29 protein-coding genes and 1 tRNA gene are annotated in these 23,845 nt (G+C 31.6%); 20 read left to right on the plus strand and 10 right to left on the minus strand.

Annotated elements, in window-relative coordinates; all coding sequences use genetic code 11:
- Window positions 1-68 precede the first annotated feature (68 nt).
- From cheB to scpB, 4 genes are all read left to right on the plus strand, one after another.
- The gene (gene cheB / locus NZ853_08790) at window positions 69-1,109 is read left to right on the plus strand and encodes a chemotaxis-specific protein-glutamate methyltransferase CheB (GenBank protein MCS7205781.1); all 1,041 of its coding nucleotides are present in this window, start codon (window positions 69-71) and stop codon (window positions 1,107-1,109) included.
- A gap of 63 nt (window positions 1,110-1,172) precedes the next feature.
- Complete coding sequence (locus tag NZ853_08795; protein ID MCS7205782.1) at window positions 1,173-1,532, plus strand: response regulator; 360 nt, start codon at window positions 1,173-1,175, stop codon at window positions 1,530-1,532.
- Window positions 1,533-1,535: 3 nt separating this feature from the next.
- Complete coding sequence (locus NZ853_08800; GenBank protein MCS7205783.1) at window positions 1,536-2,294, plus strand: segregation/condensation protein A; 759 nt, start codon at window positions 1,536-1,538, stop codon at window positions 2,292-2,294.
- A 177-nt stretch (window positions 2,295-2,471) separates the two neighbouring features.
- Window positions 2,472-3,017 carry an SMC-Scp complex subunit ScpB gene (gene scpB / locus NZ853_08805; GenBank protein MCS7205784.1) on the plus strand — a complete coding sequence of 182 codons (546 nt, stop codon included), beginning with the start codon at window positions 2,472-2,474 and terminating at the stop codon, window positions 3,015-3,017.
- Here the strand turns inward: scpB and purB are convergent.
- A complete protein-coding gene (gene purB, locus NZ853_08810; GenBank protein ID MCS7205785.1) occupies window positions 3,012-4,313 on the minus strand; it encodes an adenylosuccinate lyase in 1,302 nt (433 codons plus the stop codon). The genes scpB and purB overlap by 6 nt on opposite strands.
- Before the next feature lie 149 nt (window positions 4,314-4,462).
- Between purB and NZ853_08815 the strand changes: the two genes are divergently transcribed.
- The 3 genes from NZ853_08815 to NZ853_08825 are packed head-to-tail and all read left to right on the plus strand — an operon-like array spanning window position 4,463 to window position 5,859.
- On the plus strand, window positions 4,463-5,077 hold the full coding sequence (locus tag NZ853_08815) for a flavin reductase (GenBank protein MCS7205786.1): 615 nt from the start codon (window positions 4,463-4,465) through the stop codon (window positions 5,075-5,077).
- Window positions 5,049-5,471, plus strand: a complete 423-nt coding sequence (locus NZ853_08820; GenBank protein ID MCS7205787.1) for a secondary thiamine-phosphate synthase enzyme YjbQ — start codon at window positions 5,049-5,051, stop codon at window positions 5,469-5,471. Before NZ853_08815 ends, NZ853_08820 begins: the two co-directional genes overlap by 29 nt.
- A complete protein-coding gene (locus NZ853_08825; protein ID MCS7205788.1) occupies window positions 5,461-5,859 on the plus strand; it encodes a DUF2784 domain-containing protein in 399 nt (132 codons plus the stop codon). The genes NZ853_08820 and NZ853_08825 overlap by 11 nt, the downstream gene beginning before the upstream one ends.
- Here NZ853_08825 and NZ853_08830 read toward each other — a convergent pair.
- A complete protein-coding gene (locus tag NZ853_08830; GenBank protein ID MCS7205789.1) occupies window positions 5,845-7,701 on the minus strand; it encodes a YihY/virulence factor BrkB family protein in 1,857 nt (618 codons plus the stop codon). The two genes, NZ853_08825 and NZ853_08830, sit on opposite strands and share 15 nt — an antisense overlap.
- Window positions 7,702-7,952: 251 nt before the next feature.
- Between NZ853_08830 and greA the strand changes: the two genes are divergently transcribed.
- On the plus strand, window positions 7,953-10,862 hold the full coding sequence (gene greA, locus NZ853_08835; protein ID MCS7205790.1) for a transcription elongation factor GreA: 2,910 nt from the start codon (window positions 7,953-7,955) through the stop codon (window positions 10,860-10,862).
- Between the two features lie 7 nt (window positions 10,863-10,869).
- Here greA and NZ853_08840 read toward each other — a convergent pair whose 3' ends face one another.
- Window positions 10,870-11,634 (minus strand): enoyl-CoA hydratase/isomerase family protein, encoded by a 765-nt coding sequence (locus tag NZ853_08840; GenBank protein ID MCS7205791.1) that lies wholly within the window; start codon window positions 11,632-11,634, stop codon window positions 10,870-10,872.
- Between the two features lie 111 nt (window positions 11,635-11,745).
- Between NZ853_08840 and NZ853_08845 the strand changes: the two genes are divergently transcribed.
- From NZ853_08845 to NZ853_08885, 9 genes are all read left to right on the plus strand, one after another.
- Window positions 11,746-12,246, plus strand: coding sequence for a hypothetical protein (locus NZ853_08845; protein MCS7205792.1), 501 nt, complete (start codon window positions 11,746-11,748; stop codon window positions 12,244-12,246).
- Entirely contained in the window at window positions 12,243-13,097 is an 855-nt protein-coding gene (locus tag NZ853_08850) for a HesA/MoeB/ThiF family protein (GenBank protein MCS7205793.1), read from the plus strand. The genes NZ853_08845 and NZ853_08850 overlap by 4 nt, the downstream gene beginning before the upstream one ends.
- A gap of 111 nt (window positions 13,098-13,208) precedes the next feature.
- Entirely contained in the window at window positions 13,209-13,466 is a 258-nt protein-coding gene (locus tag NZ853_08855) for a hypothetical protein (protein ID MCS7205794.1), read from the plus strand.
- Between the two features lie 15 nt (window positions 13,467-13,481).
- On the plus strand, window positions 13,482-13,694 hold the full coding sequence (locus NZ853_08860) for a LapA family protein (GenBank protein ID MCS7205795.1): 213 nt from the start codon (window positions 13,482-13,484) through the stop codon (window positions 13,692-13,694).
- A 7-nt stretch (window positions 13,695-13,701) separates the two neighbouring features.
- Window positions 13,702-14,385, plus strand: a complete 684-nt coding sequence (locus tag NZ853_08865; protein MCS7205796.1) for an RsmD family RNA methyltransferase — start codon at window positions 13,702-13,704, stop codon at window positions 14,383-14,385.
- Between the two features lie 25 nt (window positions 14,386-14,410).
- Window positions 14,411-15,949 (plus strand): glycosyltransferase family 2 protein, encoded by a 1,539-nt coding sequence (locus tag NZ853_08870; protein MCS7205797.1) that lies wholly within the window; start codon window positions 14,411-14,413, stop codon window positions 15,947-15,949.
- Between the two features lie 61 nt (window positions 15,950-16,010).
- Window positions 16,011-16,352, plus strand: coding sequence for a PilZ domain-containing protein (locus NZ853_08875; GenBank protein ID MCS7205798.1), 342 nt, complete (start codon window positions 16,011-16,013; stop codon window positions 16,350-16,352).
- 26 nt (window positions 16,353-16,378) lie between these two features.
- Complete coding sequence (locus NZ853_08880) at window positions 16,379-16,678, plus strand: hypothetical protein (protein MCS7205799.1); 300 nt, start codon at window positions 16,379-16,381, stop codon at window positions 16,676-16,678.
- Window positions 16,679-16,687: 9 nt separating this feature from the next.
- A complete protein-coding gene (locus NZ853_08885) occupies window positions 16,688-17,773 on the plus strand; it encodes a hypothetical protein (protein ID MCS7205800.1) in 1,086 nt (361 codons plus the stop codon).
- Between the two features lie 290 nt (window positions 17,774-18,063).
- Here NZ853_08885 and NZ853_08890 read toward each other — a convergent pair whose 3' ends face one another.
- Window positions 18,064-18,300, minus strand: coding sequence for a hypothetical protein (locus NZ853_08890; GenBank protein ID MCS7205801.1), 237 nt, complete (start codon window positions 18,298-18,300; stop codon window positions 18,064-18,066).
- A 224-nt stretch (window positions 18,301-18,524) separates the two neighbouring features.
- Here NZ853_08890 and NZ853_08895 point away from each other — a divergent pair, with 224 nt between their 5' ends.
- From NZ853_08895 to def, 3 genes are all read left to right on the plus strand, one after another.
- Window positions 18,525-18,983, plus strand: a complete 459-nt coding sequence (locus tag NZ853_08895; GenBank protein ID MCS7205802.1) for a PTS sugar transporter subunit IIA — start codon at window positions 18,525-18,527, stop codon at window positions 18,981-18,983.
- 64 nt (window positions 18,984-19,047) lie between these two features.
- Window positions 19,048-19,120: transfer RNA gene (locus tag NZ853_08900), tRNA-Ala, on the plus strand.
- A gap of 56 nt (window positions 19,121-19,176) precedes the next feature.
- A complete protein-coding gene (def, locus tag NZ853_08905; protein MCS7205803.1) occupies window positions 19,177-19,737 on the plus strand; it encodes a peptide deformylase in 561 nt (186 codons plus the stop codon).
- Here the strand turns inward: def and NZ853_08910 are convergent, their stop codons facing one another.
- From NZ853_08910 to NZ853_08935, 6 genes are all read right to left on the minus strand, one after another.
- On the minus strand, window positions 19,738-20,382 hold the full coding sequence (locus tag NZ853_08910; protein ID MCS7205804.1) for an alpha/beta hydrolase: 645 nt from the start codon (window positions 20,380-20,382) through the stop codon (window positions 19,738-19,740). It abuts the gene before it with no gap.
- An 8-nt stretch (window positions 20,383-20,390) separates the two neighbouring features.
- A complete protein-coding gene (locus tag NZ853_08915; GenBank protein MCS7205805.1) occupies window positions 20,391-21,248 on the minus strand; it encodes an inositol monophosphatase in 858 nt (285 codons plus the stop codon).
- Between the two features lie 64 nt (window positions 21,249-21,312).
- Entirely contained in the window at window positions 21,313-23,103 is a 1,791-nt protein-coding gene (locus NZ853_08920; protein MCS7205806.1) for a proteasome accessory factor PafA2 family protein, read from the minus strand.
- A gap of 21 nt (window positions 23,104-23,124) precedes the next feature.
- Window positions 23,125-23,277, minus strand: a complete 153-nt coding sequence (locus tag NZ853_08925) for a hypothetical protein (GenBank protein ID MCS7205807.1) — start codon at window positions 23,275-23,277, stop codon at window positions 23,125-23,127.
- Between the two features lie 72 nt (window positions 23,278-23,349).
- The gene (locus NZ853_08930; GenBank protein MCS7205808.1) at window positions 23,350-23,646 is read right to left on the minus strand and encodes a hypothetical protein; all 297 of its coding nucleotides are present in this window, start codon (window positions 23,644-23,646) and stop codon (window positions 23,350-23,352) included.
- On the minus strand, window positions 23,612-23,830 hold the full coding sequence (locus tag NZ853_08935; protein ID MCS7205809.1) for a hypothetical protein: 219 nt from the start codon (window positions 23,828-23,830) through the stop codon (window positions 23,612-23,614). The genes NZ853_08930 and NZ853_08935 overlap by 35 nt, the downstream gene beginning before the upstream one ends.
- Window positions 23,831-23,845 lie beyond the last annotated feature (15 nt).

Raw genomic sequence — 23,845 nt, forward strand, 5'->3', positions numbered from 1 at the left:
AAACTATTTCTATTACCCAAGAAACCTGATTTGATAGGTTTAATTTCTAAGTTGCGAACTTAACATTTATGGATATTCTCATTGTGGATGATTCGCCCTTAGCAAGGGTGATAGTTTCGGATATTCTTCATGAGCTTCCATTTGTTAATAGAATAGAAGCAGTAAGAAACGGAAAATCTGCTTTAGAAGTTATTCAAAAACAAAAACTTGATCTAATTATTTTAGATGTTGAAATGCCTGTGATGAATGGCATAGAGTTCTTACAAGAAAAGAGAATGAGGGGAATTGAAATCCCTGTTATTATGCTATCTTCTTATACACAAAAAGGTGCCGAAATAACTTTAAAAGCATTGGAGTTAGGAGCAATGGATTTTGTGCCAAAACCTGATGCTTCAAGAAGTTCTCTTAAAGATATCAAAGAAGATTTACTAAAAAAAATAGAAAATTTTTATAATGATTTTTTTCTAAAAAAGAGTTTAAAAGAACAAAAGAGAGCTGTAATCGAAAAAATCACCCCCAAAAAATCCTTAAAAGACTTCGAGGTTTTATTGATTGGAGCTTCCACAGGTGGACCCAAAGTAATTTTCAAGATTATTAGGCAAATTCCTCGAAATTTTCCTTTGCCAATTGTCATAGTTCAGCATATGCCAGAATTTTTTACTCGTTCTTTCGCACAGCGTTTAGATACTGAATCTTCACTCTTGATTTTTGAGGCAGAAGATCTAAGAGAGCTCGAACCAGGACAAGCCGTAGTTGCCAAAGGAAACAAACATTTATTGTTTCGTAGATTAAAAGAAAGGACTTTTCGAATATTTTTGAGTGATGAAGAAAAATACAATTCTCATCGACCTTCTGTTGATAAAACATTATTGAATCTAATAGAACTAACGAATGGTAAAGTGGTTGCTATCATCCTCACAGGAATGGGGAAGGATGGTTTGGAGTCTTGTAGAGTATTAAAAGAAAAAAATGGTTTCATTATCGCTCAGGATGAGGAAACAAGTGTGATTTTTGGTATGAATCGAAGGGTAATTGAAGAAGGGTATGCAGATGTAGTTTTGCCTGATGACAAAATTGTTGATTATTTGCTTACAATGAATGAATTTTAGTTGCAATAATAAAAATGATTCATTTTTTCATAATATAAGAATATATTTTAATGTGGAGCGGCTATGGCAAGAATTTTAGTAGTTGATGATGCTAAATTCATGAGAACTTTAGTAAAAGATGCCCTTACCTCAAAGGGGCATGTAATTGTGGGTGAGGCGGAAAACGGAAATCAAGCAATTGAACTATATGAGAAATTAAAACCAGATTTAGTTACAATGGACATAACTATGAGGGAGAAGGATGGATTAGAAGCAGCTGCTGAAATCCTCAAGAAGGACCCTAATGCAAGAATCATTATGGTGACAGCTCTAGGTCAAGAGGATCTTTTGGCAAGAGCTATCAAAATGGGGGTTAAAGATTTTGTTGTAAAACCATTCCCACCCGAACGACTAATTCAAGCAACAGAAAAAGCTCTTTCTTAAATCATGCACGGTAATGAAACCCAATCTATTGAGTCTTTTTTAGTTAAGTGGAAAGGTCCGAATGGAGAAGAAGAAGGACCTTTATATGTTTTATGGCAACTGATTGAGTCATATAAAGTTGATATCTTCGAAGTTTCACTTCAAAGAATAACAGAAGATTTTTTGAATTTTATTCGCAAAGCTAAGGAATGGAAGATTGAATTAGCCTCTAACTTTGCTTTAATTGCTTCAAAATTAATCTTTTACAAAAGTAGGATTTTGCTTCCTGATCCTGGTTTTGTCGAGGAAGATCAAGATCGCTTACCAAAAGAAATGATTCAACAACTACTTGAGTACCGAAAATACCAACAGGCTGCAGAACATCTGCAAGAAATACAAGAATTTTCTGAAGGAATATTTACGAAAAATAATCATTACGTTTTTTGGGATTACGAAGAGACCTACTCCATCAACGATCTAATCCGAGTTTATGCACAGTTTTTAAAGTCTAAACAACAAACAAAACGAGACTCTTTTATCGAAATCGAGCTCGAAAATATTACTGTAGAAGAAAAGATGAATTTTATTTTGGAAGTTCTTCAAGACAACATACACATTGGACTTTTTGACCTCTTCGAAAATCACTATCAAATTTCCCTAATAGAGTTCATTGTTACCTTTTTAGCCATTTTAGAACTAGCTCGCCTACGAAAAGTCATCATTGAACAAAAATATATTTTTGGTCCTATTTTGATTTTCAAAAACACCGCAATCGTTCGATAATAGAATTGATCTCTTAGCTTCTAATGAAAAACTAAACATATGAATAGTGATAGTAAAAATATAATTTCCGAAAGAAAATTAAAAGCTCAAAACAATGGTCATAGTAACATCAAGATCGAAATACAGAATTTCGAAGATGTAGAAATTCCTAACTATCGAGAACTAACCTCGGAAGAAATGGATCATTATCGAGGCTTGATAGAGGCGATTCTTTTTCTAGCGGATGAACCATTAAGTGTAGCTACCATTGCAAGACAAATCAAACTAGATAAAACCAATACAAGGATATTATTAGATTCTTTAGTAGATGAATACTTAGAAAGAAATGGGGGATTGCAAATAAGAGAAATTGCGGGAGGGTATCGTATGACAACATCGGATCGATATGTAGAGGATTTGAAAAAAATCATCAAACCCAAAAATACAGAAAAATTATCCAAATCCCTTCTTGAGACTTTAGCCATCATTTGTTATAAACAACCAATCACGCTACCTGAAATTGAAGAAATACGTGGGGTGAATAGTCGAGCTATGGTTTCAACACTATTGCAAAAAAATCTCATCAAACCTCAAGGATATAAACCAGTTCCAGGAAGACCTACCCTTTACGTAACCACAAAAGAATTTTTGATTAAATTCAATTTAAATTCCCTGGCTGATTTGCCTCCTTTGAAGGATCTAAAAGAACTTCCTTTTGATGATATCGATGAGATTGAGCTATAATAACCCCAATCGCTTATATAAAAAGTTGATATGCCTCAAGTAGGGTTGATAATCAAAGATTTCTTCTATTTCTGAGGGAGAAGAAAAATACTGAGAAATTTCTTCTCGTTTCTGGACTTCTTCTTTTAAAGTTGAGTTGGTATGATTCCAAACATGCATTGAAGCCCTTTGAACTAAAGAATAGGCTTTATCTCGATCCAAACCCTTTTTTACTAAATGAAGTAAAAGTTTTTGGGAAAAAATCAATCCTCGATTCATTTCCATGACTTTTTCCATGTTTTTTGGATAAATGTGAAGATTCTTCAAAACAAAATAGGTTTTATCTAAAATATAGTCCAAGGCAATCGTTGAGTCTGGCAATATTACTCTTTCGGCAGAGGAATGGGAAATATCTCGTTCATGCCATAGGGGTATATTTCGATAGGCAGTGATAACGTTGGATTGGATAACTCGAGCTAATCCACAGATTCGCTCGCTAATAACAGGATTCCTTTTGTGGGGCATGGCGCTGGATCCTTTTTGTCCTTCTAGGAAAGGTTCTTCGACTTCACGACTTTCAGTTTTTTGTAGAAGACGTATTTCTTGGGCAATTTTCTCTAAGGTTCCGGCAATAATTCCTAAGACTGACAAAAAGAAGGCATGACGATCCCGACTAATAACTTGGGTAGAAATCTTTTCGGGTTGAAGACCTAAACGAGCACATACTTCTTCTTCGATATCAGGATCAATGTTTGAGAATGTTCCCACAGCTCCACTGAGCTTTCCTACAGCAATTTCTTGTTTTGCGTGTTCCAATCGTTGTTTATTCCTCAGCATTTCTGCGTAGAACTGAGCAAATTTAAATCCCAACGTAATGGGTTCAGCATGGACACCATGAGTTCTTCCTATCATGGGAAGATCTTTGTATCGTAGGGCAAGTTCTTTTAGAACCTCTATCAGTTGGTTGATCTTTTTAAGTAGGATTTCGCTACTTTGCACCAATTGAAGAGAAGTGGCTGTATCAACGACATCAGAACTAGTAAGTCCATAATGAATCCAGCGACCAGCTTCTCCAACAAATTCTTTTACATTGGTGACAAAGGCGATCACATCATGATGAACTTCTTTTTCAATTTCTTCGATTCTTTGAGGGTTGAAATTAGCCTTTTGTCGGATTTCTTGAATTTCCTCATCAGAAATCACGCCACGACGATGCCATGCCTCACAGACTTCCAACTCAATCTTGAGCCACAAACGATATTTGTTTTCTAAGCTCCAAACCTGAGAAATCTCAGGATTGCTATATCTTTCGATCATGGTTGATCTCCTCTGATCCTTGATCTACGCTTTGCCACTCATTCTTGTGTTTTCCCAGAAGTCCACCCCTTATGTCTTGATCAAACGCACATGTTTTTTTCACAACAAAAAAGAATCGTCGGTGAAAGTAAAATCAAATTCTTGATTTCATGCTTTTTTCTTTAGATAAACTATCAATCGATGAAAAAAAACAACTTTTAGGAGAAGTCTTAATCCCTCGACCTATAGCTCTCATTTTGACAAAAAGTGGCGAGGAAAGATATAGTTTATCAAACATTTCGTTTTTTAGTATTGCTTCGTATGAACCTGCCTTGTTGTTTTTTTTAATAGAAAGAAAACCTGATGGTTCAAAAAAACAGACATGGCTCAACATCGAAGAACGTATCGATTTTTCGTTATTCTTTTTGAATGAAACCTTACAACAAAAACTTCACTCGAAAATCATAAGCGATCAGGAAGAATGGGAATTACCACAAGAAGAATTAAACTACGATAAAAAAATTTCTCCTTTACCCATTTTAAAAGAATCTTATCTGGCTTTTTTCTGCGAAAAGTACCAGATTATCGAAATTGGTGATATACCCAACGGTCTCATTTTGGGAAAAATCAAAAGCATTTATGTAGATAATCAGTTTTTAGAAAATTCGAAAGAAATAAACATCAAAAATCCAGCAGAACTTCGCTCGATAGTAAAAATTGGATTGAACAAAACTATTTCTTTGATAGAGATTGCTCATGGTGTTTCAAAAGATCCTTCGAATTAGCACAGATCAGCGAGAAACATTAGTCGATATTACCCATCATGTAAAGTATTTCCTTCAAGAAATTCAAAAACAACATAACATCCAGACTGGCTTTGTGAATGTTTTTGCACAAGGAGCTACTGCGGCAATCATGATCCAAGAAAACTGGGATGAATCAGTCCAAAGAGATGTAGTTCAATTGTTAAGAAAACTCATACCACGAGGTGTTTGGGAACACGACAAACAAGACGGCAATGGCGATGCTCACCTCAAAGCAGGGATCGTAGGATCATCAGAAACTATTCCCATAATAGAAGGAAAATTAGGATTATCCACATGGCAAAATATTTTTTTCTGTGAGTTTGATGGACCCAGAGCTCAACGAAACATCGTTATTACCATTTATGGAGAGTAAAAGTCTTTTAGTTTGGTTCGTATTGGATTTTGTTTTAGAAGTTTTTCATCTTTCATTGGTTTTGTTTAATCTGTTTGGTTGGATTTTTCCGAGATTACGACTCGCTCATTTTGTAAGTTTAAACTTGGTTTTTTTGTCTTGGGTGGGACTGGGATATTTTTACGGCTGGGGATATTGTCCTATCACAGATTACCATTGGTATGTAAAAGCCCAGAAGGGAGAAGTAAACCTTCCTTATTCATATATTGACTATACACTTCAACGATTTGGATTGTTTTTCCCTCCAGAAAAAATTGATTTTTATGTTTTGTGGATTACGATTGGTTTGTATTTGATTTCTCTTTTCTTTTTTATAAAAAGAATTCGAAAAAATTCAAAGAATTTTTAATTTACCCATAGCATCAAAACGTTGATAAACCTTTGTCATGTGAACCCGAGTGACTTCTAAACCAAACAAAAAGATTTGGATTGAGGCAAGTAAAATCAAAAGACCAATCGGTATGGAAAACCAAATCCCATAGACAAAATAAGTACTCGAAAAAAGCGGTATGATAAGTTGAAAAATCGACATAAATAGAACTACACCTGTAGCTCCTACCAAACCTCCTAAAAATGCTGAAACAAAACGAATCTTCTTATTTGGCAGAATAAGGTAAAAAAACGTAAAAACTATAACCACATAAAAATAGTTGAGAATAATTAATACAATCTTAGGCAAAAGTAATTTTTCTTTTGAAGGTTCATAATATTTTAATACACGAAATTTAATCAAAGGTAAGTCTGATTTGGGATCAATAGTTATAGAAAAAACTTGTGCCTTATACCAACTATTTTGTTCCCCAATAAAAACAAAATTTTGTTTATAATGGTAAACATCATTGATAGAAGATAACGATACTTCTTTTTCGTTGCTGTCATAAAATTTCGCTAAGTACCAGTCTTTCCCTTGATTCAGAGAGAAACGTATTTCTTTCAATCCATAAAGAAACCCTGTGCCATCTGAGAAAAACTTCATACCTTTGATGTTTTCTAATTGGTTGATTCTGATAAGAGGATAATGAATCTTTTCCTTTTCCCAAAAAGCAACACGCTTCGTTTGACTCAAAAGTAAAACATGCTCTTTAAAAAAATAGGCATTTTCTATCAAGTTAGAGAACTGAGGAATAGTAAAGTTTTTCATACTCCATTTATTGATGTCTATTACTAAGAATGAACCTTTGCTACTTAGATACACATCATCATTGTAAAAGAAGATTTTATTGAAGTAGGTTTCGAAGACGAGTTTGTTTTTGATTTCGAAAAAGTTTTTATCCATAACCAAAAAGTAGGATTGTTTTCCCGTGGTGAGCAAAACAAAAATTTGATTTTTGTAAAAGGCTATATCTTCAATGATTGGGAACTCATAGGTCTTTCCTTTATGGGAGAATAAAAAATAACGAAAATCCCAATTCAAACCTCCATCAAAGCTAAAAAACAAAAAGGCAGGTTGATAACTCACCAAAATAAAATCATTTTGAACGAAAAAACCAACAGGTTTTTTCAAAAGGGATTTGATGAAATCTCCCGTTAAATCATAATCAAAGGGCTCGTCATTAATGATGATCCTACGATTGAGAACCAAAAAATCAACTTTCTCTAAAAAGTTAATACTTTCTATAAACTCGAAGTTTTCATTGAAAACTTCAATGGTTTTCTTTTCGGTTAAAGTATAAAAGTTTTTGCTGTAGGTAATTTGAATATAGTTAGGAGGTTTAAAGAAACCTTCGACACGTTTTGAAAACTCAAACAAAAAAATCAAAACAGCTGGAATAAAAATCAGCCAAGTAGTAAAAATAGAAGTCCGAACAAGAAAACCTCGAGAAGTGGATTTAAAAATTTGGTTTGCACTTTCTTCTAAATGTTGAAAGATGTTTAAAGAAGAGTAGATCAAAAACAAAATCCCAATCCCACTAATGGTATTTGCACGATTCAGAATGTCTTGGATGATATCCAGAATGGGTTGAACTCCCACAATTCCGTACAAAGAAAAAATTTGATTGATTTGCTTTAATAATTCTTCTTGTTGTATGTTGGCAATTCGTATAAGAACCGTTAAAAGTGGGATGATAGCTACTATGATAGAATAAGCAATCGCATTTGCTCGAATATGTAATTTGTCTTTATAAAAAAATAGAAAGGCATGAATGAAAAAGTTCAATGTATTTCTAAAGCCTTGTTTGAATTTCAACATATCAAATTAAAATTCACCTAAACCTTCTATTTTTGAAATCTTTTTTTTAAATCTTTTTTTAGATAATATAATTTTCTGTAATCCAATTAGGGAATTTCCAAAAACTTCTATGAAGAAAAATTAAAAATTTTATTGACTAAAGAATCCTTGTGAAAAAGATAGTAGAACACAACAATCAGAATATTTGACTTATCAAAAAAACGAAAAAAATAAAACTAAATGGGGCATTAAAATAAAAAAAGGAGAATTCAATGAGCACAATCGTAGATGCCAAAAACAAAGAAATCATTCAAAAATTAATTACATTTATCAACGAAGAAAAGTTCATACGTGATTTTTCATCTTATCAATTAAACAAAATAGAAATGTATATTCAATATGCAAAGCAATTGGCAAATGCATCCAAAGAAGATCAGTCAGAAGCTTTACAATTGTTAGCGGATTATAAAAATAACGAAAATGAAAAAAGTGTTCTTGGTAGGTTGATTCCCCCCATCATTGCTTTTAGCCAATCTTTGGAAAGAGACCCCTCAGAAGAAAATAAATTGTTTGATTTGATCATTTCTGTGATGAATGATTTTCAACTGTCATCACGTTGGGCAATTGTAGAGTACATAGCCGATCAAATCCTGAGTCTATTCCCAAAAGAAATACAGAAATTAAGAAATCATCCTAATATCGTAGATGTTTTACGTTTAAAGATGGATGCAAAAGAAAAATTGGTGGGGAAAAAAGAAACCAAAACCATACTCAAGATGATCGTTGAAATTGATCGAAAGGATTTTGCCTCAAGAATTCGTTATGCTAAGTTGATACAACCGGAAGATCCCCACGAAGCAAATAAGTATTTACGGGAAGCAGCAGAAATCTTAGCAAAAGAAAATAAAACCGACAAGCTAGACGAAATATGGAAGCAATTAGTTGATGAAAATTTCGAAGACGTCAAGTTCTTCGATCGCTTGGAAAGAATACTCAGTAATAATAAGAATTATTCCTTCATTGTGGCGAGTTATCAAAGCATCATGGAAAAATTCAAAGAAATAGAAGATTGGGATACAGTGATCTATTTCTTAAAAAAAATCATACAGAATGCATTGGAAGCTGAAAAACGTGAGGAAAGTGAACGAAGAAACAAAGATCCACAATCCAAAGGCAAAAGAAAAGAAAGTAAAATTTTGACCAAGTTTAGAGAAGAATTGATCCGAGCCTACAAAAATAAATATAAAAATCATTCCTTAATTGATGTTTTTTTGAGACTTTCGAATTTATCGAATTCAAAGATTCCTATTACTATCGGAATAAATAACTTTGAAAAGTATATTGTATTTGATGCTGGAAATTATGTTTATCACAGAACAAGAGGAGTGGGGAAAATCAAAGAAATCAATGACAAATTCATTATAGTAGATTTCGAGAAATATCCCAATCAAAAGATGTCTTTGGATTTAGCCATTTCGAATTTGCAAGCTCTTCAAAAGGATCATCTTTGGGTGATGGATTATGAGAACAAAGAAGAATTAAAACGAATTTTTGAACAAGATAAAATCAAGTTTTTTATGTTGTTGTTGAACTCCTATAATAGAAAAATCACTCTTAGCCAAATCAAAAAAGAACTCTTTGAAAAAAAATTATTAACGGAAAAAGAATGGAATAAATGGTGGCAAGAAACTCGCAAACTCCTGAAAGAAAATCCAATGTTTGGTTTTAATCCGAAAAAACGTGATGAAATCTTGATGTGGGAAAGAGAACTTAGTTATTCAGAAGAATTGGAAAACAAATTTAATAACGTCAAAGAATGGGAGAAAAAATTAGAAATTGCCATCGAAAGCATTACCATGAGTCCAGAACTTACAGAAAAAGCAGCCGAAACCATTGCTGAATATTTTCTCGCTCAAGAAAGCAAAATGGATCCTCGAGATGATAAGAAAAAAGTAATTGAAATATTCTTATTCTTCGAGTACTTTAAGCAAGTATTTCCTGATAATCCAATTCCCAAAGAAAGAAAAAACAAAAAAGAACATATCATTGAAATCATTAAAGGCATGGATGATGAGGAAATAGTAAAATTTTTCGAAGAACTCAAAATCACAGAATTTAAAAAAGGTTATGTGGATCTCGTCATTGAATCAAAAGAGAACTATCCAGAGCTCCTAAAGAAAATCCTTTTCGAAGGTACGATCAAGATTCACAAATACATCATTGATGAGTTGGATAAACGAAACCATAAAGAATTACTCTCGGATTTTTTATACAGCTTGTTTAGGAAATATAAAGAAAATCCTGAGCTATTTTTATGGTTTGGTAAGAACATCATTCATAATAACTGGGAAGAAGAGTATGATTGGATTTCAATTTCAAAATACGATTTTATTCTACAGCTTTTTAGATTAATAAAGTTTTTGTCAAAATTAGATATACGAGGAAATAAATTGAGAAACTCTGCGATTGAAGCTATTTTTGGAACAACAAACATTAATCTTGAAACTTTAGAAAAATCAAAACTCAAAGAATTTATACAAAATGGTAGCGAAGATTTTGTTTTGAAATTGTATATAATTTTTAGAGATACTCCTAATATTCCTCAAGCTCATAAAGAAAATTTATGGGAATTCATCAAAAAAATCAAACCTGATATTTCTTTGATATCAATGCAAGAAGAGATAGAAGAAGAAGTGGTAAGTCTACTTCCACCAGAAGATATTGTATACATAACAAAAGAAGCTATCGAAAAGCTAAGAAAGCATCTTGATCATCTAATTTATGTTGAAATGCCTGAGAATGCAAGAGAAATAGGAGAAGCTCAAGAAAAAGGTGACTTACGAGAAAATGCTGAATACAAAGCGGCATTAGAACGTCAAGATAAACTAAGAGCTGAGATCAAAAAATTAGAAGAAGAACTCAAGAAAGTAAGACCCATAGATCCCGATAAGATACGCACAGATTTAGTTTCTATTGGAACAAAAGTAACATTAAAAGATCACGAAGGAAATTCCTTACAATACACAATCTTGGGACCTTGGGATACTGACCCTGAATTGAATATCATTTCCTATGCTTCTCCTTTAGGTAAGAGTTTGATTGGAAAGAGGGTAGGAGATATTGCCCAACTTAGTTCAGAAAAAACTTTTACTATAGAGAAAATTGAAAAGGCTATCGAATAAAAAACTATCACTTTTTTCTTTTCTCTTTTAGAGTTGCAAAGGCTTCCTGAGTTTTTTCGGAAGCTAGGATATCTTCGATTTCTTTTAGGTCTTTTTCTAATTGGATTTCTAAGTGTTCTTTGGATATCCACCGTTGATAACCTTTTTTGATAGATACAAGTGAATGCAGGGAAAATTTGCTTAGTTGCTCTGCAAATTTATAGGCATTCTTTTTTGTTTCTTCATAGGTTTCAAAAACTTCGTCAACAAGTTGGTATTTTAGGCAATCTTCCGCTTTGAATAATTTTCCTTGAATAGTGGTTTGGACAACATTTTGGTAACCAATTTTTATGGCTAAAAGTTCCAATGCTATCGATGGTATCGTCATGGATAAATAGATTTCCGTAAAACCAATTCTAGATTTTGTTTTGTTCATAAAACGAAAATCGCTGAAAGTAGCTAAAAAAGCACCACCACCAGCGGCATAGCCAGAAATGAGAGAGATCGTAGGAAGAGGAAAGAAGAAATGTTCCCATCCTAAAATAGCCAAGCTTTTCATGATATTACGTATTGATTCTTTACTTCCATAAAGAAAAATATCTGGATTTAAACCATTACAAAAAAAATCCGTTTTGGCTGATTCAATCAAGACCACCTTCGCATCACTTTGTTTGATGTTTTGAAAAGCCTCTTGAAACTCTTGGATAAAAATTTCGTCGATTGAATTTTCTCTGTCAGAATCAAGTGTGATAACTGCGATAGAATTTTCTATTTTGAGATGTATTTTTGACATAATAATAGAATAAAAAATCGATTTCTTTGTCAATTTGATTATTTCTAATTCTAAAAACAGAAATTGAACTTTTGAATTGACAAAAAAAGAAAAAAAAATTTGTTAAGAACTATGAAATTAAAAATTCTACCTGTATTTGGTTTGGTGATAACTTCTCTTTTCAGTTTACATTCAGTGGATAAAGAATCTATATCAAAATTAGATGTTTCAAAAAAATCCTTAGATGAATGTATAGAAGGGATAAAGAGTTTAAATCCACAAGAACAATTAGTTCATCTGTACACGTGTGCGAAGAATTATACCAAAGACGAAAAATTTCAACGAGCTCTATTAGATGTTATTTCAGATTCTCAGAATTACCAAGTTTCTCGTAATAGTTTGTTATTATTGGCGAACCAGAAAAAAGACTACATAAATACAAGGCTTTTGGAAATATCTCAAAAAGAATACTATAAAAATCAAACTTCTCTACAATACATGATTTCAATGGTAGTTTACAGTAACTCTACAACAAAGACTAAAAATCAAGAAAAAGATTATTATAAGCAACTTCAAAATTCGGAGGATGAGTTTCTAAAAGATTTGGCTTCTCAACTCCAGAAATCCAAATGAATGAACTTTACGAAACTAAGAATTTTAAATTAACTAAAGAAGAAATCACTCGTTATTCGAGAAATATATTTCTCAAAGAGATTGGACTTGAGGGACAAGTAAAACTAAAAAAAAGTAAAGTATTAATAATTGGGGCTGGTGGTCTTGGGAGCCCGATTTTGTATTACCTTGCTGCATCAGGTGTTGGATTTTTAAAAGTGTGTGAATATGATATTGTAGATCCAACGAATTTACAAAGACAATTTCTTTATGATACCAAAGATGTAGGAAAGAAGAAATCAGAGGTGTTGAAAAAAAGAATTTTGGAATTTAATCCCTACATAGAGCTCGAAGTCGTATCAGAACGATTAACTCCTGAGAATGCTTTTCATATTATACGTAATGTAGATTTAGTGATTGATGGTTCTGATAACTTTGCCACAAGGTTTTTAGTAAATGATGTATGTTATTTTCAAGAGATACCTCTAATTACAGGTGGAGTGATTCAATTCTATGGATTAATAATAGGAATTGAACCAAAAAAAACTTTTTGTTATCGGTGTTTATTGGAGCATCCACCAGAAGAAGCAGAAAATTGTTCTACGGTTGGAGTGATGGGATCTATGGTGGGAGTCATTGGTTCATTAATGTCTCTGGAAGCAGTTAAATATTTACTAGGGATAAGTCCTAACATAATGGGACAGATTATTCGATATGATGGTTTGATGCAAGAATTTAGAATTCAAAATATTCAAAAAACTCCTACTTGTATATTATGTGGAGAAAATCCCCAAATAAAACACTTTGAAAAAGAAAATTTTGATTATCAACAAGTTTGTAATCCTTTACCCGCATTTATGAAAGTCATTTAAAATTCAAAAAAGAAAAATTTTAGTTGTATGTCTTTTATCAAAAAAAAATCAAACCTAAATATTTTATTAAAAATCGTCGTTTTTTTAGATAACCATTTAAAGGAGGAAAATATGTTAGAACTTAATGCTAAAAAATGGGAAGATGAGGAAGAAGATTTAGAAGAAGAAGATGAAGATTGGGAAGATGAAGATCTTGAGGATGATGAGGATTTTGATGATGATGAAGACTGGGAAGACGAAGACCTCGAAGATGAAGATTGGGAAGATGAAGATCTTGAGGATGATGAGGATTTTGATGATGATGAAGACTGGGAAGACGAAGACCTCGAAGATGAAGATTGGGAAGATGAAGAAGATGAAGACAAATAGTGATTAAATAAATGGATGATACCCCTGAGATTAGTTCTCGTTTTTTTGGGGATTTTTATAGTAATTCTATTCTTGATAAGTAATCCCCAAGAAGTTTCTTTTCATTTTTTGTTTTGGAAAAGTGTTTATCGCTTGTATGAGGTGATTATATTCAGCATGATCTTGGGGGTATTGTTGTATATTCTCGTTATAGGACATATTAAAGATGTTATGGATAGGAAAAAATAAATAGTAAATGAATATCTCACAAAGAAAAAAAATTCATATACCAGTCATAAAAGGTTTTTTGAAAGGGAAAAAGATACCTCTGCCTCCGTCTTTAAAGGGATACAGAAATTTTACCTCTGGTTTAATCAAGGAAGCATTATTTCAACATATTGAAAATTTTTTTGGAGTGTCTCTTGATGGTCAAAAGAAGTTATCTATATCATTTTTTGATTTGTGTGCTGGTTCTGGACAAATTGGTATAGAAGCTTATAGTCGTGGGATGACACCTGTCCATATTGTCGAAAAAGATAAAAAACGATTTGATTTTATCTTAGAAAACCTTAAAAGTTTTGAAAAGAATGGAAGAAGAATCCATTTTCATCAAAAGGATTTCAGAAGATTAGCGGATGAAATCGTTCTATCTCTGAAAACAGCCGTTTTTATTGATTTGCCCTATACTTTTTGGAAGAAAGATGGTGTATGTTATCATATCGATCAATTTTTCATGAAATACTTAGAACATTTGAAAAAACAAGTTGGTTTATTTTCCCAAGAGCAAAAAGAAAGATTTGCACATATATTCTTTATTCAATCACCAGTTCCATATGTGATACCTGATAATTTAAAAAATTCGAACTGGTTTATTTTAGATGTTGACATAAAATATTACAGAAAGCATTATTTAGTCATAATAAAAATACATTTGATTTGAGTGGATTTGAAAAAACTTTGGTCTTATGTTTCTTCATGACATATTTGTTTTTGCACTCATTTCTGTTTATTTCATCGATGTTTTCTTGCTTTTTATATATGGCGTTCATCTATATGTGATGATCTATCTATACAAAAAAAATAAACACAAATGCATAAGTAATCTGGAGAAACCCCCTATTGACTTGGAAAAGACTGACTTAAATCAAATACCTGAAGTTGCCATCCAATTACCAATTTACAATGAATATTACGTGGTAGATCGTTTGTTGGATTCTATTCGAAATATACGCTGGCCTAAAGAAAAATTATATATTCAAGTCCTAGATGACTCAACTGATGAAACCGTAGAAAAGGTTTCTAAAATTGTCAAAAAAATGCAAGATGATGGTTATCGTATAGAACTCATCCACAGAAATAATAGAGTTGGTTTTAAAGCAGGAGCTTTAAAAGAAGGTCTTGAAAAAATTAAAGCTGAGTACGTTGCCATTTTTGATGCGGATTTCATTCCAAATCCAGATTTTTTTGTAAAGCTTATACCTTATTTTCAAGATCCAGAAATTGGAATGATTCAAACTCGCTGGGGACATATCAATAAAAATTTTTCTCTTCTCACTTATGCCCAGTCGTTAGGGATTGATGGGCATTTTGTTATAGAGCAAGTTGCAAGAAATGGTTCAGGTTTATGGATGAATTTTAACGGAACTGCAGGGATATGGAGAAAACAATGCATCATAGATGCTGGAAGTTGGGAAAGTGATACCCTAACTGAAGATTTTGATTTATCCTATCGAGCTGAATTAAAAGGATGGAAATTTCGTTATTTCTCTGACATTGTAAATGATGCAGAACTTCCTGTTACTATACAAGCCTTTAAATCTCAACAGTTTCGTTGGTGCAAAGGTTCAATCCAAACTGCTATAAAATTAATTCCGAGAATTATCAAAGCAAATTTACCCTGGAAAATCAAAATAGAAGCCATCATACATTTAACCAACTACCTAGTTCATCCATTGATGATTCTTAATATCTTACTTACTTTACCTTTAATTCATATAGAGAAATGGTCAAATTATAAATTTTCTAATTTAGCAACGGAGTTTGTGCTTTTCATTGCTTTTCTTTTGAGCATATCTACATTTGCTCCAACAATTTTTTATTTATATACTCAAAAAGAGCTCCACCAAAACTGGAAGAAGAAAATACCATACATGTTTGTCTTGATGATGATAGGAATAGGTATTTCTGTTTCTAATACAAAAGCTTTTCTGGAAGCTATTTTTGGAAAAATTTCGAATTTTCAACGAACTCCAAAATATAAAATCGAGACCAAAAATGATAATTACATAAATCGAAGCAAATACAAACAAAATATAGATCCTACCATTCTTGTAGAGTTTTTGTTTTTTATTTATTGCCTATTAACTATCTGGTTTGCATATAGTTATGAAAAATATCTAGTTATACCTTTTATGTTTATTTATGCCATAGGTTTCTTTTATGTAATGTTTTTAAATATTTACCAACAAATCATCATAAAGACAAGTTTTTTTATTAAAAATTGACAATAACTAAGTTGAAATAAAAGATTTACTATGTAAAGATAAAAAATATTATGCAAAGTATATGAGCAATTATCGTGATCCTTCGAAGCAAAAAAGAAGGCACGCAAGAATCGCGGTATCAAATTTACAAGGAACTTTCCTTGTAGAAGGTAGTGGACAAGAACATGACTGTAGTATTCTTGACATTGGAACAGGAGGAATGGGAATATCAAGTAAAACTTTGTTGTATCCAGGAGAAAGAATCAAGATGAGGTTTTGGTTAGAAAATCAGGAGTTTGAAATCCCTGGGATTGTATCGCGTGTATCAGGAAAAAATGTAGGCATTATATATGATAATCCTCCTCAGGATGTAATTATGAAAATTCAGAACTTTATTCATTCAAAACTATTTAAAGGAAAGTAATAATCCATGAGTGTTTGGAGGTTGTAATGGGAACACAAAAGATATTATGTGCTAATTGTCGTCATTGTATCGTCCTTCGTCAATATGAGTCAGATCAAGAGAAATATATTCTGAGAGTTCGATGTATCAAAAAAATGTGGTCTAAAAGATCAGGCGAAGAAAAATTGTATAAATACTTTACTGTTGCACGGAGAATGATGAATCATTGTGAACATTACAAAAAAATGGGAGATGAATTACCTTTTATTAAAAATTTAAAAAAAGAATTACCTATCAAGGATGAAATTTATACTACAAAAAAACCGGTTCTGAAAGTTCCTCAATAAGCTTTTTAAATGAGTCTAGCTTTTTCTACAGAAAAGAAATATGATATTCAACTTTTTATCCCAAGTATTTTGGAATTTTCTCTTCCGAATTCTTTTACATTAAGAAAAGATTATCGACTTTATGGCGATTTTCCAAGAAGAGTGGAACAGTACGAACCACTCATTGATGTTCATGGTTTTTTATTAAGATCCCCTCTTGCAGGTGTAGTTTCCTTAAAAGACTCAAAAGACTCAAAGAAGCCAATTTTTGAACTTAAAGTGTCAGGAAAAAACATTTTGCGTCATCTTGACCATGACGTAAATCCAACACGGAAAATTGAAAATACATCTCAGTGGATTTCTTTCTTGAATTCTTATGGGTTATATTCTTTTGAATATGAACAACCTTTATCATTTCTTTTTCAAAATGAAAAATTAACTGAAGTCTTTTTTCTACTAAAAGATCCTTATTATCCTGAGTTTTGGTTTCATATAATGAAACAACACCTTGATGAATTGATCGAATTTAAGGACGTTTTAAAAAAAATATATTCTAATATTTCCATTGAGTTTCTTCCAGATTTGAATAGTCTTAAAAAGCAAAATGAGTTTTCAAAAGATTATAAATTTCATTTCAAATATCTACAGCATAACAAAAGTATAAACACTCTTGTTTTTGGACCATCTACTTTGTATTCTATTATTCGTGCTTTATACTTTTCTGAACCGTTTGTGAAAAATTTTTTATTTGTAAAAAATTACGAAACCAATGAAACCAAAATCAAGCTCTGTTATCATGGCACACCTTTGAAGGATTTAGATTTGCAAGTTGATACTTTGTCTAATTTCTCTATCAATCGTAAAATCAATGTCTTAGAAGAATATTATGATGTTTTTACAGATTATTATTACTTCTTTCGTAAATCAAAAAATCGTCAGTTATGTATAGCTTGTTTTTTGTGTAATGATTACTGTCCAGTTAACGCTAATCCAATGGGATTATGGGAAAACATAAAATATTTTAAAATCCAAAACTGTATTCGTTGTGGTTTATGTGAAGAAGTTTGCTTGAGCAACTTACCTCTAATGATTAAGATTAATGAACTCTTTTCTTAAACTTATTTATTTTCCCTTAATTTGTATTAGTATTTTACTTTTTGATGTTTATATAACGAGTAATTACGTATCTTTGATTTTTCTATTTTTGTCATTGATAATTGTTATTCTTAAAAATGCAGTTTGGAAGAGAAAATTTTCAGTTAATATATGGATATTCGATTTCATTTTTCTATTCAGTTTTGTTTTGATTCTCGTTTCAGAGAAAGATATATACAATTTTATCTTTCTGAGTATATTGTACGCTTTATTTTGGTTTTTGCCTACTTATTCACTTTTAGACAAATTACCTATACATCTATTTCTAGTTTTGTTTGTAGTGATTTTGCATTACTCTGTAGGAATTGATAATCTTCTTTTTCAATATAGTTTGTGGTTTTTTGTATTTTTATTGCCTCTTTTGTTTTTAAATTTTCAAAAGTTCGTTTTGATTTCACTTCGTATATTGGCCATTTTGTTAATTCTTTTTTTAGTAAATTACGACTACATTTATTCAGGAATTTCGAAACTCTTAGGAATATTTTCATATTATATTTTCTTTCCTTTTCAGCTGTATCGATATGATTCAAAAAAATTAATTTTAAAGTTGGTCTTATTCGTATTCGAGATTATCATATTTATTTTTGCTTTTAATTTGATTGGAAATGATGCATTACTTTTTTTGATGATATCTTTCTTAATTTCAGAGATTATATTTTATTTTTTAAAAAATAGATTGTTTATTAATTAAAATCAAAATAATTTGCTTGCTATGAAATTTTCTGAACTTATACAGCCTGATAAAATCTACTATTATGAAGTTCTACCAACAAAAGACAAGTATGAGTTCTTAAAATTACTTCTATATAATACCTTAAAAAAAAGTAAATATGAAAAAAATTACCAAGAGATTTTAGAAGCACTTTTAGAAAGAGAACAAGCCATGTCCACTGGAATTGGAGGGTCTATCGCAATCCCCCATTGCACGACAGAATATGTTAATGAAATTGTTGCTTCCTTGACACTACTAAAAGAAGAATTGGATTTTCAATCCTTAGATAAAACTCCAGTTCGTATTATAGTTTTACTAATCATATCTCGTAAGAACTTTGATGCTCATATTAAAGCTTTAGCAAGTGTTGCAAAAACCTTTCAGAATCAAGAAATAAAAAAGAATATGTTAGAAGCAAAAAGTCCTGAAGAAATTTATGAAATAATAAAAAGCGTATGATGTCTTTTTTTGTTGAGAATCCGATTGAAAAGATAAAAAATTTAAAAATTCTGGTTTTCCAAATGGGGGTGTAGCTCAGCTGGGAGAGCGTTAGAATGGCATTCTAAAGGTCGGGGGTTCAAATCCCCTCACCTCCAAAAATTCTTGTCAGTGTTTAGTTTTTCTTTTTTTTAAGACAATAAAAGGAATAAATATGTCAGTTAGAAATATTCTCAGAATCGGAAATCCGATTTTAAGGATGCGTTCAGAGGAAGTTCCTATATCAGAAATATGCTCGAAAGAAATCAAGGATTTAGTTAAAGACATGTTTGACTCCATGAAAGCGGCTCAAGGAATTGGACTTGCGGCACCACAAATTGGTGTGCTCAAAAGAGTTGTTATTGTTGGTTATGAAAATTCTGAGAGGTATCCAGAAATTAAATTTGATCGCGTTGATGGAGAATATAAATTCAGAGTTCTCATCAATCCTGTAATTGAACCGCTCACAGATGAAGTAATGGGTTTTTGGGAGGGTTGCTTATCTGTACCAGGCATGAGGGGTTATGTAGAACGACCTAAGAAAATACGCCTTCAGTTTTACGATTTAGAAGAAGTTTATCATGATGAAATCATAGAAGGTTTTGAAGCCATCGTTGTTCAACATGAATGTGATCATTTAGATGGAATTCTATACGTGGATCGCTTGAAAGATACAAAACTCTTTGGATATGATGAAGAATTAGACAAAGCCAAAAAACAAGTTAGTTTTGTTTAATTATAGCCTGAGGAATTGCTGTGTGTATGTTAGTATCGTGTTTAATGAATTTAATAAAGAATGATCGGAATTTAGCAAAACTAAATGCGAAAGAGAATTTTGTTTTAAATACTTCAAACTTACTTCATAAGGAACAACTTCATCATAAACTCCGTGAAAAATTAGTACTGGGATTTCTCTTGTGAATTCTAATTTTTCATACGTTTTTGCATCGATATAAAAAAGAAAATTCAAAGGAAGTGTTTTTTTCCATGCATAATGTTCTATTTCAATATAACCTTCTTTTTTCCATTTCTGAAACTTCTCTTTATCTTTTCTTAGAATCCTTTTGGTAAATTCTAAAGCTGGAGCAAGTAAAACTAATTTATGTATATTTTTAAAAATTTTCTCTTGGGAAATAAGATGCATGCAAAGCAAAGACACGTATCCCCCCATGCTTGATCCAATGAGAATATATTTTTCTTTTGGATTTGTTTTCATAATGTCCTTTATGATTTCAATTTGCTTTGTGATTGTCATATTCGTAAAATTTCCACAATTTAAATCTGGGACGATTATGTCATAACCTGAGAGATTTTTTTTAAAGAATTTTGCTTTTTGGGAAGAAGGACTAGAAGCAAATCCATGAAGGTATATTATTTTCATTTTAGGCTTTATTCAATATCTTCTAAAATCAGTTTTGTGAATTCTACGTGAATATTTTTATTTGTAGCAATTAGTAATTCATCTCCTGGTTGGTATTGCTTTTTGTTTTGATTGATTACAATACCACCTGCTTCTCGTACAATCACAATTCCAGCAGCTGTATCCCAAGCAGAAAGATTCCATTCATAATGGGCATCAAATCTTCCTTCTGCTAACCAACATAAATCAAGAGAAGCCGAACCGGTTCTTCTTAAACCTCGAGTGTTCTTTAAAACTTTCTGAAAAGATGAAGTAAGTTTCTTCATAAGATGATCCCTTTTGTATGGAAAACCTGTTACAATAATTGACTTACGTAAATCCGAAGTTTCAGAAACGTGGATTTGTTTATGATTTTTATAAGCACCATCATTATAAACAGCACGATATACGTCATTGAAAGTAGGGATAAAAACTAACCCACCAACAGGTAAGTCCTCGTAAAGTATCCCGACAGAAATAGCATACAAAGGAATTCTATGGGAATAGTTGACAGTTCCGTCTAAAGGATCAATACACCAAGTGAACTTAGATGAAACCATATTAATGAGATTAGTGTTATTTATGATTGGCTCTTTTCTACCTGATTCTTCAGTTAAGATAGAATCCATAGGAAATTTAGTTTGAAGAAAATGGATGATGGTGCTTTCAGATAAATAATCAGCTTTTGTGACTAAATCTACATCCGATGATTTATATTGGATGTGCAAATCTTCTTCTTGCTGTATTTCCAAAAGGATTCTTCTGAGTTCGGGAAGCAATCCTTCAAAGATATCAAGACGTCTATGAACTTCTTCTTTTAGGTTGTAGGGTAGAACTATATCACTCATAGATGATCTAGCTAATCAAATTTTCTAAGATAGTAAGTCCCTGTAAATCCATTTATGTTTTGAATTATTCTTCTTTTTGATAATCTTTTAATGGGATTATTTTTGAAATTAAGCTATCACCCACTTGAATGAAGTTCCATGACATTCTTACGTTATGATAGGAACTATGTAATTTTTTTATGATCAAACTTCGGATTTTAGCAAAACTTTGATCATCATTTGGAGGATGATTCATGGCATGTTCGATTTCTTCATCAGAAAATATTCTTTTCGCAAGGTTTAATTCCTCGAGTTTATAATAATATCCATTGTATAAATCATGATATTTGATATCTATAGTTTTCAGTAGTTCATAATAATTAAGGTATTCTTTAAAGTCCACTAATTCTTTGTTATGGTTTTTATGTTGTTTGATTTCTTTTAATAAAACTTCTTCTATTAGATTTTTTTTTGTCACCCAGTCAATTCTTCCAAAAAGTGATTGCCAATCTTTTTGTTCAATCAAAAATAAAATTTCTTCCCAAATCTTAATTATTAGCTGATACTCTGGTTCTTGCACTACTTTGGTTCTTAAAAAGTCCTTTGCTTTTTCGAGATACCATTTTTGGATTTCAATGGCAGTCATTTCTTTTTTTGTATTTAAACTCTCATGGTTTTTTATTATTGCTTTTTGATTGAAAAAATTTGGATACTGATTGATTTTTTCTAAAAACTTTATAGGTTTTTCAATCTGTGGGGATTCTTTTAAATATTGTTGATCAATCATGTCTAAAATGAGGGCAGTTGTTCCTACTTTTAGAAGTTCTGCTTCTTCACACATACATGAATCCGACATGCCAATTTGAAGCCTTTGTTCTTTTTTGATTAGTTGCAAGAAGTAAGAAACATTCAATTTAAACAGGGAAAGAACAGCCAAATAAGAAAGTTTTAGTATGTTACCAGAGTCATAAATACACCTTTCGGAAGGAAGATTCGTTGTTCTTGAGACTCTTTTTGTAAACAATGCTTTTTCTGAGAGGTAAAATGTTCCGTTTTTTTCTATGGTTCCACTTCCAGTTAGGATTATACGGGTTATTAAAAAAGCTAATAGATTTTTTTTATAAGGACGGAAAGCAATAAGATTAAAAATAGTAATAAAAGGAAAAATCATGGGATAAGAAAAAACGATTTCAATCGACGATAAGACTATTCCTGAAATTTTTTCATACATCTGAAAAAAACTTCTATTGTTATTAGAATAAAAGAAGTCATACGTATGGTATTTTGTTTGTCCAAACGCTTTCGAAGTAAGGTAGAAAAAATATAAAACAATCAACAATATACTTTGGATTAGAAGAATGATAAAAGAAAGCAAAAAAACACCAAAAATATATATAGCCAATAAAGGGATATAAAGATAAATAAATAGACGATAAAGTTTATAGGTAATATCATTTGCTACTGAAGCACTATAATTTTCTTGTGCTCCGTAAACGTTTTGGTAAGCATCTTTACAGTTTTTGATAAGACTTATGGTGCTGTTGGCAAAAGAAATGTTTGAAGAGTTAATTTTTTGTAAGCTTTTCTTTAAAAGTTTGTCTATCGCCCTTTGATATAAGACTACTTCAATGGGATTAGTTGTCTCAGGGGTTGCCGCTTCTAGTAAGCCACTTTCTAAATGGTTTGGTAAACATTCATAACAAATGGAACTTCCATTTTCGAGAAAAATTTGCCCCCACTTGATGATGGAAGTTCCACTTATTGTTTTTGTATAGTCATTTAAATATTTTAAGATAGAGTCATATATGATACGGTTGTCAGGTCTTTCAATGACGTTAGATGAAAATCTGATAGCATACTCCGTTTCTAACCCCATTAATCTTTTATTGGGCATTTCTTATTCACCGCCAGCATCGACCTTACTTTCTTCTAAGTAATTTTTTTCTTTTTTCACATCGATTTGAATGTAATGAATTAGTTTTTGAATTTTATTTTCTTTTGTTTCCGAAGGCATACGATCTTCTTTTAATTTTTTTGCTGTATTATCCATCTTCTTCCTCCAATAAAGGTTTAAAAACAATATATAATCACATCTTAAAGGATGTCAACAAGTTTTGAATATTTAAGGTTGTTTGTTCAAAGGATCACACTTACTTCGATGGACCTCCCTTTGGTATTTTAGTAGTTTTTCGTAATCAATCGTTCCATCTTCTTTCACAAATTCCTTCGAGAAATAGTGATCTCCGTGTTCATAGTAACTCAAAAAGGGATCGCATGGATGAAATTCCTCCAGACCAAATACATAATCCAATATTTCTTTAATAAAAGGGATTTGTTTAACTGAATGACAGCTCAAAAAAAAGAAAAACGAAATGATAATGAGTTTATAGCGTAAGGTCCACCACCTGTCCTTTAGCATAATGGTTTTGAATACCTTGTTTTGCATAAAAACGAAATAAATCCATTTTTTGGATTTGTTCAGATGAAAAGAAAAAATTTTTATCTATTTTTTCAATTGGGGGGACCTTTTCAAAGTTTTGGTATCGAGGTATCGCATAAGCACGTATAGGAGAAATAATATTCGTAATTCCTTCAACTCTCATAAAAACTTTATCGAC

This window comes from Leptospiraceae bacterium (genome assembly GCA_025059995.1).
Taxonomy (GTDB): Bacteria; Spirochaetota; Leptospiria; order Leptospirales; family Leptonemataceae; genus SKYB61.

Bases quoted from the DNA above. Each gene is read 5' to 3' on its own strand.
- cheB (MCS7205781.1), top strand. From the start codon at position 69: ATGGATATTCTCATTGTGGATGATTCGCCCTTAGCAAGGGTGATAGTT.
- NZ853_08795 (MCS7205782.1), top strand. From the start codon at position 1,173: ATGGCAAGAATTTTAGTAGTTGATGATGCTAAATTCATGAGAACTTTA.
- NZ853_08800 (MCS7205783.1), top strand. From the start codon at position 1,536: ATGCACGGTAATGAAACCCAATCTATTGAGTCTTTTTTAGTTAAGTGG.
- scpB (MCS7205784.1), top strand. From the start codon at position 2,472: ATGGATCATTATCGAGGCTTGATAGAGGCGATTCTTTTTCTAGCGGAT.
- purB (MCS7205785.1), bottom strand. From the start codon at position 4,313: ATGATCGAAAGATATAGCAATCCTGAGATTTCTCAGGTTTGGAGCTTA.
- NZ853_08815 (MCS7205786.1), top strand. From the start codon at position 4,463: ATGCTTTTTTCTTTAGATAAACTATCAATCGATGAAAAAAAACAACTT.
- NZ853_08820 (MCS7205787.1), top strand. From the start codon at position 5,049: ATGGTGTTTCAAAAGATCCTTCGAATTAGCACAGATCAGCGAGAAACA.
- NZ853_08825 (MCS7205788.1), top strand. From the start codon at position 5,461: ATGGAGAGTAAAAGTCTTTTAGTTTGGTTCGTATTGGATTTTGTTTTA.
- NZ853_08830 (MCS7205789.1), bottom strand. From the start codon at position 7,701: ATGTTGAAATTCAAACAAGGCTTTAGAAATACATTGAACTTTTTCATT.
- greA (MCS7205790.1), top strand. From the start codon at position 7,953: ATGAGCACAATCGTAGATGCCAAAAACAAAGAAATCATTCAAAAATTA.
- NZ853_08840 (MCS7205791.1), bottom strand. From the start codon at position 11,634: ATGTCAAAAATACATCTCAAAATAGAAAATTCTATCGCAGTTATCACA.
- NZ853_08845 (MCS7205792.1), top strand. From the start codon at position 11,746: ATGAAATTAAAAATTCTACCTGTATTTGGTTTGGTGATAACTTCTCTT.
- NZ853_08850 (MCS7205793.1), top strand. From the start codon at position 12,243: ATGAATGAACTTTACGAAACTAAGAATTTTAAATTAACTAAAGAAGAA.
- NZ853_08855 (MCS7205794.1), top strand. From the start codon at position 13,209: ATGTTAGAACTTAATGCTAAAAAATGGGAAGATGAGGAAGAAGATTTA.
- NZ853_08860 (MCS7205795.1), top strand. From the start codon at position 13,482: ATGATACCCCTGAGATTAGTTCTCGTTTTTTTGGGGATTTTTATAGTA.
- NZ853_08865 (MCS7205796.1), top strand. From the start codon at position 13,702: ATGAATATCTCACAAAGAAAAAAAATTCATATACCAGTCATAAAAGGT.
- NZ853_08870 (MCS7205797.1), top strand. From the start codon at position 14,411: ATGTTTCTTCATGACATATTTGTTTTTGCACTCATTTCTGTTTATTTC.
- NZ853_08875 (MCS7205798.1), top strand. From the start codon at position 16,011: ATGAGCAATTATCGTGATCCTTCGAAGCAAAAAAGAAGGCACGCAAGA.
- NZ853_08880 (MCS7205799.1), top strand. From the start codon at position 16,379: ATGGGAACACAAAAGATATTATGTGCTAATTGTCGTCATTGTATCGTC.
- NZ853_08885 (MCS7205800.1), top strand. From the start codon at position 16,688: ATGAGTCTAGCTTTTTCTACAGAAAAGAAATATGATATTCAACTTTTT.
- NZ853_08890 (MCS7205801.1), bottom strand. From the start codon at position 18,300: ATGAAAATATTCCTAAGAGTTTCGAAATTCCTGAATAAATGTAGTCGT.
- NZ853_08895 (MCS7205802.1), top strand. From the start codon at position 18,525: ATGAAATTTTCTGAACTTATACAGCCTGATAAAATCTACTATTATGAA.
- def (MCS7205803.1), top strand. From the start codon at position 19,177: ATGTCAGTTAGAAATATTCTCAGAATCGGAAATCCGATTTTAAGGATG.
- NZ853_08910 (MCS7205804.1), bottom strand. From the start codon at position 20,382: ATGAAAATAATATACCTTCATGGATTTGCTTCTAGTCCTTCTTCCCAA.
- NZ853_08915 (MCS7205805.1), bottom strand. From the start codon at position 21,248: ATGAGTGATATAGTTCTACCCTACAACCTAAAAGAAGAAGTTCATAGA.
- NZ853_08920 (MCS7205806.1), bottom strand. From the start codon at position 23,103: ATGGGGTTAGAAACGGAGTATGCTATCAGATTTTCATCTAACGTCATT.
- NZ853_08925 (MCS7205807.1), bottom strand. From the start codon at position 23,277: ATGGATAATACAGCAAAAAAATTAAAAGAAGATCGTATGCCTTCGGAA.
- NZ853_08930 (MCS7205808.1), bottom strand. From the start codon at position 23,646: ATGCTAAAGGACAGGTGGTGGACCTTACGCTATAAACTCATTATCATT.
- NZ853_08935 (MCS7205809.1), bottom strand. From the start codon at position 23,830: ATGAGAGTTGAAGGAATTACGAATATTATTTCTCCTATACGTGCTTAT.